This is a genomic window from Halalkalirubrum salinum, from assembly GCF_005543295.1.
GTDB lineage: Archaea > Halobacteriota > Halobacteria > Halobacteriales > Haloferacaceae > Halalkalirubrum > Halalkalirubrum salinum.
Genome location: NZ_SRSG01000004.1, coordinates 35,382 through 50,805 on the forward strand (window position 1 = coordinate 35,382; position 15,424 = coordinate 50,805).

Annotated in this window: 18 protein-coding genes; 8 read left to right on the plus strand and 10 right to left on the minus strand. The window is 57.8% G+C overall.

Features of this window, described 5'->3' with window-relative positions:
* Positions 1–73 precede the first annotated feature (73 nt).
* The 4 genes from E5K03_RS01290 to E5K03_RS01305 all read right to left on the minus strand — a co-directional run bounded on the left by E5K03_RS01290 (position 74) and on the right by E5K03_RS01305 (position 2,792).
* Positions 74–424 carry a hypothetical protein gene (locus E5K03_RS01290; RefSeq protein ID WP_138004572.1) on the minus strand — a complete coding sequence of 117 codons (351 nt, stop codon included), beginning with the start codon at positions 422–424 and terminating at the stop codon, positions 74–76.
* Positions 425–558: 134 nt separating this feature from the next.
* The gene (locus E5K03_RS01295; RefSeq protein WP_138004573.1) at positions 559–1,668 is read right to left on the minus strand and encodes an aminotransferase class V-fold PLP-dependent enzyme; all 1,110 of its coding nucleotides are present in this window, start codon (positions 1,666–1,668) and stop codon (positions 559–561) included.
* 164 nt (positions 1,669–1,832) lie between these two features.
* Positions 1,833–2,279 (minus strand): universal stress protein, encoded by a 447-nt coding sequence (locus E5K03_RS01300; RefSeq protein ID WP_138004574.1) that lies wholly within the window; start codon positions 2,277–2,279, stop codon positions 1,833–1,835.
* Positions 2,280–2,375: 96 nt separating this feature from the next.
* The gene (locus E5K03_RS01305; RefSeq protein ID WP_138004575.1) at positions 2,376–2,792 is read right to left on the minus strand and encodes a helix-turn-helix domain-containing protein; all 417 of its coding nucleotides are present in this window, start codon (positions 2,790–2,792) and stop codon (positions 2,376–2,378) included.
* Positions 2,793–2,878: 86 nt separating this feature from the next.
* Between E5K03_RS01305 and E5K03_RS01310 the strand changes: the two genes are divergently transcribed.
* Entirely contained in the window at positions 2,879–3,733 is an 855-nt protein-coding gene (locus E5K03_RS01310) for a universal stress protein (RefSeq protein WP_138004576.1), read from the plus strand.
* Positions 3,734–3,999: 266 nt separating this feature from the next.
* Here the strand turns inward: E5K03_RS01310 and E5K03_RS01315 are convergent, their stop codons facing one another.
* Positions 4,000–4,620 (minus strand): helix-turn-helix transcriptional regulator, encoded by a 621-nt coding sequence (locus E5K03_RS01315; RefSeq protein WP_138004577.1) that lies wholly within the window; start codon positions 4,618–4,620, stop codon positions 4,000–4,002.
* Between the two features lie 66 nt (positions 4,621–4,686).
* On the minus strand, positions 4,687–5,964 hold the full coding sequence (locus E5K03_RS01320; RefSeq protein WP_138004578.1) for a M20 family metallopeptidase: 1,278 nt from the start codon (positions 5,962–5,964) through the stop codon (positions 4,687–4,689).
* A gap of 198 nt (positions 5,965–6,162) precedes the next feature.
* Between E5K03_RS01320 and E5K03_RS01325 the strand changes: the two genes are divergently transcribed.
* From E5K03_RS01325 to E5K03_RS17050, 4 genes are read left to right on the plus strand one after another with little or no spacing between them, the layout of a single operon-like run.
* Positions 6,163–7,356: an MBL fold metallo-hydrolase gene (locus tag E5K03_RS01325; protein WP_138004579.1), complete on the plus strand. Its 1,194-nt coding sequence runs from the start codon at positions 6,163–6,165 to the stop codon at positions 7,354–7,356.
* Positions 7,357–7,368: 12 nt separating this feature from the next.
* Positions 7,369–7,866, plus strand: a complete 498-nt coding sequence (locus E5K03_RS01330; RefSeq protein ID WP_137199297.1) for a YeeE/YedE family protein — start codon at positions 7,369–7,371, stop codon at positions 7,864–7,866.
* Positions 7,863–8,321 (plus strand): YeeE/YedE family protein, encoded by a 459-nt coding sequence (locus E5K03_RS01335; RefSeq protein ID WP_137199134.1) that lies wholly within the window; start codon positions 7,863–7,865, stop codon positions 8,319–8,321. The genes E5K03_RS01330 and E5K03_RS01335 overlap by 4 nt, the downstream gene beginning before the upstream one ends.
* 45 nt (positions 8,322–8,366) lie before the next feature.
* Positions 8,367–8,516 (plus strand): DUF7512 family protein, encoded by a 150-nt coding sequence (locus E5K03_RS17050; protein ID WP_171006565.1) that lies wholly within the window; start codon positions 8,367–8,369, stop codon positions 8,514–8,516.
* A gap of 9 nt (positions 8,517–8,525) precedes the next feature.
* On the opposite strand, the gene E5K03_RS01340 is transcribed toward E5K03_RS17050, so the two are convergent.
* The gene (locus E5K03_RS01340; RefSeq protein ID WP_240729911.1) at positions 8,526–9,134 is read right to left on the minus strand and encodes a hypothetical protein; all 609 of its coding nucleotides are present in this window, start codon (positions 9,132–9,134) and stop codon (positions 8,526–8,528) included.
* A 175-nt stretch (positions 9,135–9,309) separates the two neighbouring features.
* Between E5K03_RS01340 and E5K03_RS01345 the strand changes: the two genes are divergently transcribed.
* Together E5K03_RS01345 and E5K03_RS01350 are read left to right on the plus strand one after the other, a co-directional pair.
* Positions 9,310–9,780, plus strand: a complete 471-nt coding sequence (locus E5K03_RS01345; protein WP_138004588.1) for a DUF1269 domain-containing protein — start codon at positions 9,310–9,312, stop codon at positions 9,778–9,780.
* Positions 9,781–10,058: 278 nt separating this feature from the next.
* Positions 10,059–11,720 (plus strand): MFS transporter, encoded by a 1,662-nt coding sequence (locus E5K03_RS01350; RefSeq protein ID WP_138004580.1) that lies wholly within the window; start codon positions 10,059–10,061, stop codon positions 11,718–11,720.
* A 115-nt stretch (positions 11,721–11,835) separates the two neighbouring features.
* On the opposite strand, the gene E5K03_RS01355 is transcribed toward E5K03_RS01350, so the two are convergent.
* Positions 11,836–12,504: a hypothetical protein gene (locus E5K03_RS01355; RefSeq protein WP_138004581.1), complete on the minus strand. Its 669-nt coding sequence runs from the start codon at positions 12,502–12,504 to the stop codon at positions 11,836–11,838.
* On the minus strand, positions 12,501–13,109 hold the full coding sequence (locus E5K03_RS01360; protein ID WP_171006566.1) for a hypothetical protein: 609 nt from the start codon (positions 13,107–13,109) through the stop codon (positions 12,501–12,503). Before E5K03_RS01360 ends, E5K03_RS01355 begins: the two co-directional genes overlap by 4 nt.
* A gap of 539 nt (positions 13,110–13,648) precedes the next feature.
* Here E5K03_RS01360 and E5K03_RS01365 point away from each other — a divergent pair.
* On the plus strand, positions 13,649–14,530 hold the full coding sequence (locus tag E5K03_RS01365) for a mechanosensitive ion channel family protein (protein WP_138004582.1): 882 nt from the start codon (positions 13,649–13,651) through the stop codon (positions 14,528–14,530).
* A 183-nt stretch (positions 14,531–14,713) separates the two neighbouring features.
* On the opposite strand, the gene E5K03_RS01370 is transcribed toward E5K03_RS01365, so the two are convergent.
* A complete protein-coding gene (locus E5K03_RS01370; protein WP_138004583.1) occupies positions 14,714–15,133 on the minus strand; it encodes a universal stress protein in 420 nt (139 codons plus the stop codon).
* Positions 15,134–15,424 lie beyond the last annotated feature (291 nt).

Here is a 15,424-nt window from a genome sequence, read left to right on the forward strand (position 1 = left end):
TATATATTCGGGGTACTGCCACAGCGTGTCTCACTATCTACGCACAGAACATATTAAACGAGCCATTCACTGATCAGCCACCCGGTAGAACCGTTGCTTCGATCTCTCCGCCAACACGAGACAGTTCACTTTCGAGAAGTTCTACTAGTGCTGGGGGACAGCCGTGGTCGATAAACGGCTCGACGGGTTCAATCGTTATTGAGACGTCGAACTGGACCCCCTCAGAAAGACGCGTTCGGTCGACAACGACCTCAGCGACGCCCGGACAGTCGATCCACGAGAGCAGCCAGTCGACGAGCCACTCTTCGTGTGTCACGTCGACGCGCTCGATCGTGTACCGTGCGAGATATTGTGTATTATGAGACGAGATACGCTCTCTACTGCGGTCCGATTTGTGAGTGCCGGTCGTACGTTGTGTGGACATGATTGAACATCACCCTTCTGTATAATTGTTTGCTGTGAACAACCATATACCTGCAATGGGATTCCCAGTAGATGGGGCAAGCCCAGTGGCACAAAACGGACGCCAACCGAATGGTCCATGTCGAAACGGGCGTCTCAGTTGTGTCGAATCGCCTCGGCTGCGGTATCGACCTCCGCTGCAGTCGAGACGGCGTGGATCGACACCCGAACTGTGTTGGCCATGGGCAACGATCGGATTACGATGTCATCGTCGGCTAGTCGCTCAACCGTGGTTTCAGGATCGTCCACGCGTACAGACACAAGTCCGGATTCAAACGATCGCGGACTGATGAGCTCATCGTCGTCGAAGTGCGATTTGAACCGATCGGTGAGCGTCTCGATTTGGCCGCGAATCGTCTCGACATCGAGATCCTCGACCGCGTCGATCGCTTCAACGAGCCCGCTGTGTGGGGCAATCGACGTCGTCCCAATCTCGAATCGGGTCGCTCCCGGCTTGTATGTGATTTCCTCGTCTGTGGGCGTCTCGACGCTGCGGTAGCCAATTGCCCCCGGGCGCATCTCCGCTGCAGCGTCCTCGTCAACATAGAGAAAGCCCGATCCCCAGGGCCCAAGGAGCCACTTGTGGCCGGCCGCAGCGACCGCGTCGGCCCCCCATGCGTGGAAGTCGACCGGCATCTGGCCGGGCGACTGGACGGCGTCGACGAGCACAAACGTTTCACTCTCGTGGGCAATCGATGCGAACTCTGCGACCGGCAGTACGGTTCCATGTGTCCAGGTCAGTGCACTGAAACACACCAGCCGCGCGTCCGCCACGGCCGCAGCGAATTCGTCCCGATCGATCCGCCCGTCGGTCGTCTCTATCACTCGTGTCTCGACACCGTCACGTTCGAGTTGTTTCCAGGGTAATACGCCTGCTGGGTGTTCGAGGTCAGTTCGCACGACAACGTCACCTGGCTCAAAGTCAATTCCCAGCGCAACGCGATTGATCCCGTCGGTCGTCGATTCGGTCAGCGCGATCTCGTGGGATTTTGCGCCGAGAAAGCCTGCAATCCGTTCGCGGATCCGATCGCACGCCCCGAAGGCGACCTCGTATGGGTCGTTCACACCCGAGTTGTACTCGTGATCTTCTAACGCTGCCGCAGCGGCATCAACGACGCACCGAGGACTAGGGCCATGTGCGCCGTAGTTGAGATACGTTGCCTGCGACAGCGCGGGGATGTCCGCGCGGAGTTCTTGTGGGGTCATACACACACCTGCGGCGCGCAACCGGCGAGACTGTTCCGGCTTGTCTCCCATTCAAACGGGATCCACGTAAACACGGCCAACGCAATGTCCGAAGCTCTCATCAGCTATTGATTTATCCGCACTGGTGAAAAGTATTGTGTGATGATCGCACAATACCACACTCGCTACGTGTGGTTCGCCTTTACGATCGTCACCGGTTGTGGTGCCATGCGAGCAACCCGTTCGGTGACGCTGCCGAGCAGTCGCCGGTACTCCCCAGATTCTTCACGAGAGCCAAGAACGATTAATCCGATCCCGCAATCGTCAGCATAGCGGAGGATCTCTTCGTGTGGGGTGCCGTGGATCAGTGCATCCACGACCACAACACCCTCTGATGCCGCACGCTCGGTGATCTCATCGATCGCGTCCTGTCCCATTTGTGCGAGTCCCGACTCCAGCCCCTCGAATTCGTGGACATACTCATCGCCAGTGTACGCTTCGTAGGTTGACGCGTCAACCACGTGTATCACGTGAAGCGTAGCGTCGTATCTTGATGCCGCGTCGATTGCGTGGTCGATCGCTGCATCAACCCCGTCGGTCCCGTCTGTCGGAAGCAAGATATCACTGTACATAGGTGGTTATTGCGTGGTTCTCCCATAATAGCTGTCGGCCGTTCCTATGTAAAGGGAATAAGACCCACGATCGGTTAGACATCGGCTGTTTAGACGTTATGTTGAGGCTTGGTCGGTGTCGCTTAATCGATTGGTGTCGATCGAACTGTACTTTTCTTCGAACTCTTGGAGCAACTGGCCGATTTTTGCGTACCACGCGTTGAGCATTGCCTGCATTTCGTCGGTGATCTCGTCGGCAGCAGCCGCGCGGTACACGTGGTAGTAGCCGCCGCCGTCGTAGTTGCGCTGTTCTTTTTGCACCAGCCCGGAGGCTAAGAGCCGCTGGATCGATCGATACGTGGTTGATCGCTCTCGATCGACCGCCTCGGCAACCTCGTCTACGGTCAACGGCGCGTCGTACGCGGCGATCGCCCGGAAACACCGCTCATCTAGCGGTTTGAGCCCATGGAAACACTCAAACAGCCCCTCACACTCCATCTCCTCGCGGAGCATCTCAGATACCGAATCAGCCATACGCGTTGCTACGCATCGGAGGTGTAAAAGTGTTGGTATGGTGCAAGAACCACAATATTATATTGATTGGGTGCCTACAGGTGGTCATGAAGGCGTTGTACGCGACCGATCTCTCGGAGGCCTCGCAAGCGGCCGTGCGGACGCAGCCGTGTCTCGAGTGTCTTGATCGGATCGGCGTTCGTGAAATCCACCTCGTAACGGTCATTAGCTCGGACATGCACTATGGGATGCCTGGTGTCGACTACCGAAAAACCAAAAAACGACTCTTGAGCCGACAGGAATCGATCTTTTCGGAGGCCGGATTCGATGTCGAGACACATATTGTTCGTGGGACGCCCCACAGGCGAATCAACGGCGTCGCAGAGGCGGTCCACGCCGACCTGATAATCGTCGGCTCGCGCGGGCAGAGTCCGCTGCGCGATCGCGTGATCGGCGGCACCGCCAGAAACGTTGCCCGAACCGCCGTTCGGCCGCTGTTGTTACAGCGGATCTCGAAAGTGAACGGCGACTATGAGGTTGCGAGAAAGCACCTGTTTCGTGATGTGATGTTCGCAACCGACTTCTCGGAAAACGCCGATCGGGCCTTCGAGCAGTTCTCAGTCCTGCGAAATGCGACCCAACGCGCCACGCTGTTGCACGTCTTGCCGCGTAACGAACGCCGCGAAACTGACATGGAAGACGCTCGGGCGGACGCGATCGATCGACTCGAGGGGCACGCCGCCACACTCGAAGCGTGGGGGATCGAGGTCGAAACGATCGTCCGCGAGGGCGAACCAGTCACAGACATTCTTGAGGTCGAATCTGCGGTGTCGCCGACGCTCACGTTGATCGGTTCGCGCGGTCGCAGCCGGCTCCGGCGGCTGCTCTTGGGTGGAACTTCAGAGCGAATCGTCGGCCGCGCGAACGGAAACGTCTTGCTCGTGCCACCACAACGGCGGTAGCGTTTAGTACATTTTAGCGATTAAGTCCAGTTCGAGTCCAGTGAGTGAGAGAGGGAGTATCGTAGCCAGCCAGCGATTTCGGCATCTCTCACCCAACCAATCAACCGACTCCTCACTCAGTTTCTTCAGGTCTGGACCGTCGGTTTTGGGATTCCTAACCGATGAGTTTACCACGGGTATAGCCCACCCTAAGTACGGGCAACTCCGGTGAATCTGACGGCGTCGTATACTCCGAGGTTTCGTCGGTCTGCTAGGCCCAATGTGGTCTAGTCAAGTTGTTGCTGCAGGTCATCGCTCGGATAGATGCGATAGGTCCGACCTTGTCGTTCTCGGTACAACAGGCCGCGTTTTTCGAGCGATCGCACTGTCTGGCTCACTTTGCTCTTTGAGAAATCGGATCGATCGCGCAATTCGATCTGTGTGATTCCGGGAGACTGCAAAACAGGCTCGAGGATGCGTCGTTCGTCATCCGGTAAGAGATCAAGGACACGCGTCTGTGGATTTGATTCAAGATTGGTCGATCCATCCTGTGCGTCTGCAATATCCATTGTCGAAGCCGTTCCTTCAGGACCGACCGACGAGCCCGTCTCTTCGGAGGGTAGGTTCCGATCCGCATGTGCGGTGTTTTCGGTCTCTGTTGCATCAGAGAGGTTGCTCCGAATCAACGCATAGACACTCCCAATCACGGCTACGATAAGGAGCGTCCCAAACACGTACCACAACGGATCTGGGCCGTGCATTGTTCCCATCGACGAATCCATCATCGAACCCATCGACTCTTCGATCGCACGACCTTGTTGGTAGGCCTGCCAGCTCAGAGCCCCGCCGAATGCGAGGACAATTGCGAGCAGTCCGCCAACGATCGTATCTGCTTGACGAGGGTTCATTGTTCGACTTTGCGTTGGGAGCGTTGACTGTTCATACGAGAATATTAGGCGCGTGGAGTGAGTCAATTACGATTTGGATAGTGATCGTTCCTTATCAGACGAGACCCCCCACGCATTCGCAAGCGCCCACGGCAGTCTGACGAACACCGTTGTGTTCTCAATGAGCGCAGCAACCGTCGTGTACTCGTCGACAGCGTGCGCGGTATCAGTCCCGACGCCAAACTCAACCGTCTCTATCCCGGCGTTTCTGAGTGCCTTGACGTCGCCGCCGCCGGTTGCGCTGCGACGGACAATCGGCTCACCTACGACCGTCTCTACGGCCGCCGAAATCGCCGAAACGATCGGCCCGTCGATCGGTTCGTAGGTGCCGATGCTCCAGGAAACGTCAGTGATCTCAATCTGTTCGAACTGGTCGAGACACTCGCGGATATCGCCGAGAATCGTCGGCGTATCCACACCCGCGCTCAGGCGGATATCCACGCGCGCGGTCGCATGCTCTGGAACGCTGTTGACCATTTCGCCGCCCTCGATCGTCCCCACGTTCACTGTCGGCCCTTCGAAGAGCTCACGCGCAGCCGCCTCGCCAAGAGTGTCTGCGTAGTAGTCGATCGACTCGTCGATGATGGCTCGCACGGCCGGATCAAACTCAAACCGGCGTGCAGGGAGCCGTCGGTTAAGGGCTTCAAGTGCCGAACACAGCGCGTTGATCGCATTTGTCCCGAGCATGGGTCGCGAGCCGTGAGCCGCCTCTCCAGTCGCCGTCAGCGTAAGCCAGATGCTGCCGCGATCGGCAACGGTCGTCGAGTATCGGCCGTCTGTACTCGTCGTTTCGCCCACTACACAGGCTTCGGCGTCGATTGCCCCTGCTTCGAGCACAGCTGGCATACCTGCATCGCCGGCGACCTCCTCGTCGCTTACGAACAGAAATGCGATCGACAGCGGTGGTACTTCGTCCACGCGGACAAACGCTTCGGCCGCCAGCAGCATCGACGCGACAGCGCCTTTCATGTCCGTCGCGCCGCGGCCGTAGATCCGATCGTCGTCTCTGTCACCAAGCGGGTCGAAGGCCCACTCCTCGGCGGTAAACGGCACGGTGTCGACGTGGCCTTGATACAGGAGCGTCCGATCGCTCGCACCGGGAATCCGCGCGAGGAGGTTCGGCTTCTCTGGATCGACCGTAATCCGTTCGGTCTCAATGCCCAGCGATCCGAGCCGCTCGCCGATCGCGTCGATACTCTCCCGCGTCGTCCCCGGGGGATTCTGCGTGTCGATCGACAACAGCGATAACAGCGTCTCGACGTGTCGATCTGCGTCGATCGTCTCGGCGTACTCGATCGCGTTCATGTGCGTGTGTACGCGCTGAGCGGTATAATTATTGTGCCCACAAAACAAAACCATGCTGCAATACGCAGTCCCAAAATTTCCCGATCTATGCCTCTATTAACATACATTCCTCTTTCATGGGAGGATTTGAAGCTCTCGTGTTATCTTGCACCGAGTACACAACATTTATATTATTGTGCAGTATAGACACTACTGTCAATGCAAGAAATGGATTTCCCGACGCCGGCAGAGCCAGTTGAATCGGTTGAGCCCCACGAACTGAAAGCCGCGATCGACGCTGGCGAACCGATCACGCTGTTGGACGTCCGAATGGAATCAGAGTACGAAAAGTGGCGTATCGACGGCCAGTCTGTCGAGTCAATTAATGTTCCGTATTTCCACTTCCTCGACGAAGAAGTCGATGAGTCGGTCCTCGAGCCGATCCCAGATGACCGTCTGGTGACGATCGTCTGCGCGAAAGGTGGCGCAAGCGAGTTTGTCGGCGGAAAACTGCTCGAACTCGGCTACGACGTGAATAACCTCGCAGAGGGGATGAACGGCTGGGCGAGCATCTACGAGGCCGTCGAAGTGACGAACTACGACGGACCAGGGACGCTTCTGCAGTACCAGCGCCCCTCGAGTGGGTGTCTCGCGTACATGGTCTACGACGACGAGGCGGCTGCAGTCATCGACCCACTGCGGGCGTTCACTGATCGCTATCTCGAGGATGCCGAGGAGTTAGGCGTCGATCTCGACTACGCGTTCGACACGCACATCCACGCCGACCACATCAGCGGGCTCCGCGCGCTGGCTGCAGAAGGCGTCGAAGGAGTGATCTCACAGGCAGCGGTCGATCGCGGTGTAACCTACGCCGACGAGATGACGCTGACCGAAGACGGTGACGTCTTTGAGGTCGGCTCGATTGATATCGAGACGGTGTTCACGCCGGGACACACGACTGGCATGACCTCGTATCTCGTTGGCGACTCCCTGCTCGCGACGGGTGATGGCCTGTTCACCGAGAGCGTTGCCCGCCCAGACCTCGAAGAGGGCGACGAGGGCGCACCTGAGGCCGCGCGCATGCTGTACGAGTCCCTGCAGGAACAGGTGCTCACGCTCCCTGATGACACCCTCATCGGTGGGGCACACTTCAGCGACGCGGCCGAGCCAGCGGCCGACAAGACCTACACGGCGACGATCGGCGACCTCGTCGAGTCGATGGAGGCACTCCGGATGGATGAAGACGCGTTCGTCGAGCTCATCCTCTCGGACATGCCCCCACGACCCGCGAACTACCTCGACATCATCGAGACGAACCTCGGCCAGCAGTCTGTCGACGACGAGGAGGCGTTCACCCTCGAACTCGGTCCGAACAACTGTGCGGCGAGTCAGGGCGCGCTAACCGAGGAGTAAACCGTGCTCTCGATAGTCTCTGGTGTCGAACTCCTCCAGGCGGCCTCGCTTGAGGCACTGTTCCCGAACGGGATCAGCCGGTACGCGATCGGCGGCCTCTTCGTCGGGCTCGGCGTGGCGACGATCTACCTCGCGACGGGGATCATCGCCGGCGCGAGCACAACGCTTGAGTCGACGCTCTCGTACGTCTCCGATCGCTCCCGGTTCAGTAAGTACCGCAGTTCCCGTGACTGGCGGATCGTCTTTGCGCTCGCGACGGTCGCCGGCGCGGCGATCTGGGCGCTGGCATTTCAGGACGGAATCTGGACCACTGATGTCGGTCTTGGCCGACTGTTCGTCGGCGGGATCCTCGTCGGAATCGGAACCCGGATCGGCAAGGGCTGTACCTCGGGCCACGGCGTCTGTGGCGTCGGATCGGCGTCTCGGACCTCCCTCGTCGGCGTCGTGACGTTCCTCCTGACGGCGATCGTCACCGCACAACTGCTCATGGCTGCCGGGGTGAGCCCATGAGCGGGCGACATCCCGCCTTCATGCCGGTAGTCGTTCTCGGCGGCCTGCTGTTTGGGTTTGGGCTCGGCTACAGCCACATGGCCCGCCCAGAGGTCGTCCTTGACTTCCTGCAGTTCACCGACTTCGGGCTGTTGTTCGTCATGTTCGGGGCGGCGATCGTCACAGGCATTGTCTTCACGATCGCAACGTGGAGCGGCCGACGTGCCCCCCTGACCGGCAAGAGCTACGCCCGCCGGCTGAAGTCCTTCGATCGGAACGTCCTGATCGGCGGCTCGATCTTCGGTGTTGGCTGGGGAATCTCTGGGATCTGTCCCGGCGCGGCCTACGCCAGCGTCGGGATCGGCAACTACCCGATCCTCGTCGCGATCGCCGGCATGCTGCTCGGCGCGTACCTTCAGGGCGTCTGGCGAAGCGAATCCAGCACGAGCGAGACAAACGCTGTCAAGGCGGATTAACAGACCTATGCACCTATCAAGTCACATACAACCGGGGTTCACGCGATGATCGGAATCGAAGGATTGAGCCCGACCGCCCAGGCGATCGCTGTGCTTGTGATCGTCCTGATTCAGGCACTCGTCCTATACGTCGGGTATGGCAAACTGACTGATCTGCTTGCCCCGCCGCTGCTGCGAGCGATTTCAAAAAAATAGTTGCCGGGCTCAGGGGCACTGCTCAGCCTCAAACCGCTGTTTTTCCGGGCCTTGATCGATCAGCTGTATTTTTGCTGATGTGAGATCGACCACTGCTGCCAGCCCGCCGTATTCGTGTGTCTGGTCGTGTCCGCGGACGACGACGCAGGTCGCCTCGTCGGGAACCTCGATCGTCTCAGAGCGGGTGAATGGCTGCTGGGAGTGTGCGTGCAGCAGCTCACGCCGACCGAGTCGCGTCCCGTCAAGCGCTTCAACCTGCCACCAGTTCGCGTATCCGTCCTCACCATCGTCATCGTGATGCAGCGCTACGTCGAACGTATACGATCCGTTTTCACGCTCGAACGTGACGTCAACGACATTGGCTTCACGGAGACCGAGATCCTCCGCATCTACGTCGTTTACGATCGCTGTGTCAGAGTCTGCGTCGGCATCCGAATCGTTGTTCGTGGGTGTGTCTTCTGTCGTTGTACACCCGGCTAATCCGGCAAGTGTAACGAGACCGCATCCGCTGGCCAGCAGGCGGCGCCGGCACTGACACCACTGTCTATATCCATGGTTCGGCCATTCGTGGCCCGGAGGAATAACAGCACGCATCGCCACGGCAGCGAAGATGATCACGGATCTATATCGATACCGAAACCACACGTCCGCTGAATAAACTCCTGTTGAGAGAATAAAATGAGATCGTGTTTTGCGTTAATTTTACCATATCCTTGTTATTAGTATAGTAACTATTTTCAATGGCCGCTAAGTCAGAGCGATGAGTTCGCTTGTAGTACTCAGATTCGACGACATGAACGGTGCGGAGGCGATGCGCGACCGGATGTACCACTTCCAAAAACGGGAGTTGATCACCCTCGAGGACGCTGCAGTCGTTGTCCGCAATAAAAAAGGACGCGCCAAAGTCAAACAAGCCCACAGCCTCGTCGGCGCAGGGGCTGTCGGCGGTGCCTTTTGGGGGATGCTGATCGGATTGCTGTTTTTCGCCCCGTGGCTCGGCCTCCTGGCCGGCGCTGCCAGTGGCGCGATCGCCGGTAAATTCGGTGACATCGGCATTGACGACGACTTTATCAAAGAAGTTCGGGACGCGATCGAACCCGGAAACTCTGCGCTGTTCCTGCTGAGCCGGGACGGCAATCTCGAGCGTATCGAAGACGAGCTGTCGGACTTCGAGTACGAATTCGAGATTATCGAGACGAACCTCTCCCCAGAGGACGAAACCAACCTGCGCGAGACCTTCGCCGCAGAGGAACTCTCAGGGTAAAAAAACAGACACTCGTCTCAGTCAAAAACTGCTCCAGGTATTGCTCGAAAACTACACTCGCGGCCTGTCTGTCCCCCGGATGTCTAACCACTCACAGCCCGGTTCGATACGTGGACTCTCCGGCTTTTGCGATCGCTCGAGAATCCGCTTGCGACGGCCCCGCGGGGACTGTCGTAACCGCGGCGGTTACGGACTGACTGTTTCAGCGTGTAGGACTGTGTCGCTGGGTCTCGATACCAGAACCATCTGGCAGATTGCCAGTCGGACGGAGCGTCCCAATGAGCGCTGATCGGGAAGAACGGCAAGGCGAAGACACTCCCTCGAGATCGTCTCAGGACACACTCTCGTACTGGGGCCCAGCTATTGCAGTGAGTCTCTCGATGTTCATCGCCGTCATCGACTCGACGCTGATGAACGTGGCCGTCCCCGCTATCGTCTCAGACTTCGATACAACTGTCCCAGTCGTTCAGGGCGCGATCGCGCTCTACTCGCTCGTGATGGCCGCGTTGATGCTGCCCGCTGGCAAACTCCCCTCGATTTACGGCGTCCGGCGGCTGATGCAGGTTACGCTCGTGATCTATGCCGTCGGGACGTTGCTGGCTGCAATCAGTTGGAGTCCAGTGGTCCTGTATCTGGGCTGGTCTGTCATCGAAGGTGCTGCGGCGGCAGTGCTCATGCCCCTGACGTTTACGATACTCGTGGTCACCTACGAGGGGAAGGATAGGGCGAAAGCACTTGGACTACTGGCTGGCGTAAACGCAACAGGAGCGGCTGTCGGGCCGATCGTCGGTGGTGCCCTGACAACCTTCGCTAGCTGGCGGTGGGGATTTGCGCTTGAGGCGGTCGTTGTTGTCGTCGCCCTCGTGTTCGTCCGCTACGTGAGCGCAGCCCCATTGGGTCAGGGTCGCGACTCTCTCGATCTCGGCGGGACAGCATTCTCGATGATCGCTGCGACGTCGCTCGTCGTCGGCCTCCTTCTCGCTGGGAAGTTCGGCTGGCTGGTCGCGACACGGCCGTTCGTCGCCTTCGGTGTCCAATTCAATCCCTTTGGGACATCGCCGGCTGTCTGGTTAGTCGGGCTGAGCTTGCTTGCGTTCGCCGCGTTCGCTCAGTACGAGCGCCGCCTCGAACAGGCCGGCGGCTCACCGCTCGTCCCGATCTCGATGTTGACAAACCGCGCGTTCACCGCGGGAACCCTCACTTTCGGCGTGCGGTCGTTGGTCATGGCTGGATTCATTTTCGTTGTTCCGGTGTTTCTCCAGTCCGGGCTCGGCTACACGGCATTCGCGGCCGGCGTCGCCATGCTTCCGTTCTCTGTCGGGACACTGCTCGTCTCGACGTTTACCACCGGCTGGCGCGCCTACGTCTCGCCGAAGACGCTCATCCAAATTGGAATCGTGCTCGTCGGTGTCGGGCTGGCATTGCTGTTTGTAGGAACGGCCCCTGATCAGACGATCGTGGGGATGGCGGTTCCGATGGCGGTGATCGGCATCGGCGTCGGATTGTTGATGCCACAACTGGTCAATATGACGCTGTCATCGGTCCCCCAGGCGAACTCGGCTGAGGCGTCCGGCCTCATGAACGCGACCGGGATGCTCGGATACGCGATCGGAACTGCCGTCGTGGGAGCGTTCCTCCTCGGGCAGTTCTACCAGGGTGTTACTGACGGCGTCCTCCGGGCGAGTGACGTCGCCGTGTCGATCGCACGACGGGACGAACTCGCTCGGGCACTTCAAGAAGCCTCCGAGACGGCGACGGAGGCAACTCGTGAGGCGTTCCTGGCAGGACTAACTACTGCCGAGCAAGAACTGCTCGAAGGGATCTTCGAGGCTGCCATGGTCGGCGCACAGCGAGCGACGTTGCTCCTTCTCGTCCTCTTCGTGTTGCTCACGCTCGTCGTTTCAGCGTTTCTCCCGCGCAACATCGAGTTCGACTCCTAAACGGAGTGGTTGGTGACGGGCCTCGGCCGTGCTGCGTCGTTTCGACGGCATCGATCGACTGGACGGCCGAGACGAGGCCTTTAGCGTGCGCCGGAAGCTCGACGAGCAATAGCGATCAGCGATTCGCCGACCCCGCCTCGAGTCGGTCCCGTATTTGATCGGAGACGCCGGTCAGGTACGTCGTCCCGAAGATAGCGACCAGCAAGCCACCGATCGAGTTGTAGATGAGGTCGAGGACGGTGTCATCGAGGCCATACTGTGTAAGCACTCGGGGAATACCAAGCACCTGTGCACCGATCGCAACGTAGAACTCGATCAGCTCCCAGAAGACGCCGAAGGCCATCACGAAAATCAGGAGGTACACGAGCGTAAACCTCGGGCCCATGTGGAGGTGCTCGGTGTGTTCTTGCAGAGCTCGCGTTATTGCGTAGGCTGACCCGACGACCAGCGACGACGACAGTGCGTGGGTCATGTGATCCCACCACCATGTCGCACCGTACAGACTTTCGAAATCGAGGCCGGGAAGCGGCACCGTCCCGAGCGCGTGTAGCGACATCGCCAGGGTGATCCAGAGAACGAGCCCCACGTTCATCGTGATCTCGTACCTCCGCTCCAGTATTGCTGGTAACTGCGTGACGAGAAGCCCGATCGTGGCATTGGTCATGATCGAGGCGTCCCCAACGTACAGTCCGATACCGAGCAGTGCAACCATCATCGCTTGGAGAAGCCGCACGAGTCCGGCCTGTGTGCGTCTGGAGACGAGCACGCGAGCTCTGTTGCTCATGAAGCACTCACCCCTTCCCCACCAAGACGATCGAGGTTAGCCTGGAGTCGGCGTCCGAAGTACACCCTGAAGAGGCCGCCAGCGACGAACCCTGCGAGCGTCGCGGCAGTGAAGATAATCATCAGTTCGTCGTTGGTCTCGACAAAGGACGTTCCGAGATACTGAGCCGAAGCTGCCGAGCCGACCGCCCAAAAGCCCACTGTCGCCAGTGTGGCAAGCACCACAAAAAACACGGCAAAGTTTGGCGTCATCCGCACCTGCCCCGTCAACTGCAATGATACGACGACGAGCATTCCCAACGCGGCGACACTGAGACCAGTGATGAAGTCGGAGAGGAAACTCAGACCAATGCCCCCGATTGAAAGCGGGATCGTACAGAGCAAAAGGAGCGGCCACGGGACCGTTCGGGTCCATGTTCCGCTGACGATCGCCGGGATGACAGCGACGAATACTGCGAGAGCTATCAGTGCCATGCGGACAAACAGGAGATCGAAGAGCGCAGTTATTGCGACGACGACGAGCGCGCCGACGAGTAACCAAGAGACCGCCGCGTTGATTCGTGAGTCCTTGATGAACCACTCTTCAGGCAGTTGTTGGCTACTCATACCCGAGACCCGTTGTTGCGACGCTGACCGCGAAGCATGCCGTCGACTGGCGGTGTTTGGCGCCCTGAAATAGGTGCTCCGAGATGACGCGTGCTGGGTGTTTGTGTCAAAGGATGAGGCAAGCCAAGCGAAGATCGTATCGCGTAACTCCTCGCGTGGGTTGGCCTGGTTTCGATCGCCGTGATAGCGTTCATAACTCAAATTAAATTCGCTTTACTAGGGTAAGAACTGGGACGATCTTTCATCTGTACGTGTTGTGGTCTTTCTGATAATAAGAGTCAGTAAGTAACATAAATTTGTGAGTTCAAATGCCAACTGAATATCCCCTCAAACCTACTTTTTACCCAACAAGATTCAGTTTATGAGTCCTTAGACTGCATAATATAACAATTAAGAACACATTTAAGTGGACGTATAAGAATTCTATTCCACATCGGCTGCCGGGAGTTTCGACGACCACTGATCGCCACTTGAATTTCTGGGTTGACGAATGTTTCTACATTTATTACCTTACCAATTGCCGCCGTAGCGCACGTAGAATGTTACCAATGCAACAGGGCATCTCGATCGATCTGCAACAGTTCGTCCCAACAATTCTCAGCGCAGTCACGACAACAGTGATATTCCTCATCGTGTTCCTGGTTGTCTACCGGGTTGGGCGGTCAATCATGATTCGGTCAGTCAAAAACGGACTTCAACGGCGTAACTTCGACGACACGCTGATCGGATTTACCGTTAGTATGACCGTGTTGGTGACGGCGGTCTTTGCGGTCGCGCTGGCCGCGACGGTTGCTGGCTTTGGCACTGTCCTCGCCGCGTTCGCAACCTTGGGTGGGGCACTGACGCTCGCAGTCGGCTTCGCTGCACAGGATCTCATCGCGAATTTCGTTGCTGGTGTGTTCATCGTCAAAGACGAACCGTTCACGGTCGGTGACTGGATCGAGTGGGACGACAACGAGGGTGTGGTTCGAGAGATCCAAATGCGGGTGACGAAACTGGACACGTTCGATAACCAACTGGTCACCGTACCAAACTCCGATCTCGCCAATGCAGCGATAATAAACAACGCGGCGAACGATCGGCGGCGAGTGTCGATCGACTTCCAAATCGGATACGATGCGGACATCAACCAGGCACGAGACGTCATCATCGAGGAGGGAACTCACATCGACGGCGTGCTTGAGACTCCCGAGCCATCAGCACCAGTCACGGAGCTCGGTGACTCAGCAGTTATCCTCTCGGGACGACTCTGGATCGACCCCTCCGAAAGCAGCTACGGAGTCACAACTGCGGAGTTCACCGAGCGGGTTAAACAGCGATTTGACGCCGAGGGGATCGACATTCCCTATCCAAATACTGCACTCTCGGGCGGTGTCACGGTCGCGAACACTGCGATTCGGGAGGGAGCAACCGGAGATTGAGTTTCTCACGTGGGGTCATCGACTCCCGATACCACTTCCGTCCGCCTCACTGCGAGCACAGACCACTGAGTTGTAGTAGCGTTTGCACTTATGTTCTCGCTTCGATTCAGGAACTACTGGCTCACGCACTCTCAGACTGCATTTCGAGGTGGTTGTTGCAAAGAGTTGCAAACGTTACTATCGCTACGGTTCGAAGGCTTCCGGGACGATCGTTACCGGGACTGCTGCCTCTTCGGCAACCACGAAGTCGGTATGTCCTTCACGAACTGTGGCCAGCCGATTTTTTGCTCGATGCCCGATCACAATATGGTCGATATTATCGCTTTCTGCGATTTCGAGAAGCTGCTTGCCGATCGTTGTCCCTGACCGGAGTCCATCGCGACTCAGATGCTCGAGTTCAAGTTCAGCGTCAACGGAGAGATCGGAATTTAACAGCCAATCCCCAACCTCATCGCGGAACGCTCGTTCGTCGTTCGATGCACTCTCAGTCTCTGTTATGTGCGTCACATACAGTTTTTCATCTAACCCTGGGGCCAGTCGTACTCCGACGGTTAACACGGTCTCAAACTGGCTGTCATCGCTGATTGCGACCAGGATGCCCATATACAAATAATGGGTTAGAATCAATAATAGTTGACGCCACGCTGAACCAGACCTGCCGAATGGCAATCTGCTCAGGTACTTGTGATTAATTCGGTCAGTAGATTTGCTTAGTAGACGAGAGTAGATTCTGTTGTCTGTCTAAGGAAGCGAGGCTGACAACGCTTCCTCTTCTGAGGACTAGTACTGGTCGTCTCTGACGTACTTCCAAGCGAAGTGTGAATCTGGAGACCCTATTTGTGAAATTTTACTGAGGGGTACTGGCTGTAGAAGAACTTGACCGAACTATAGCGA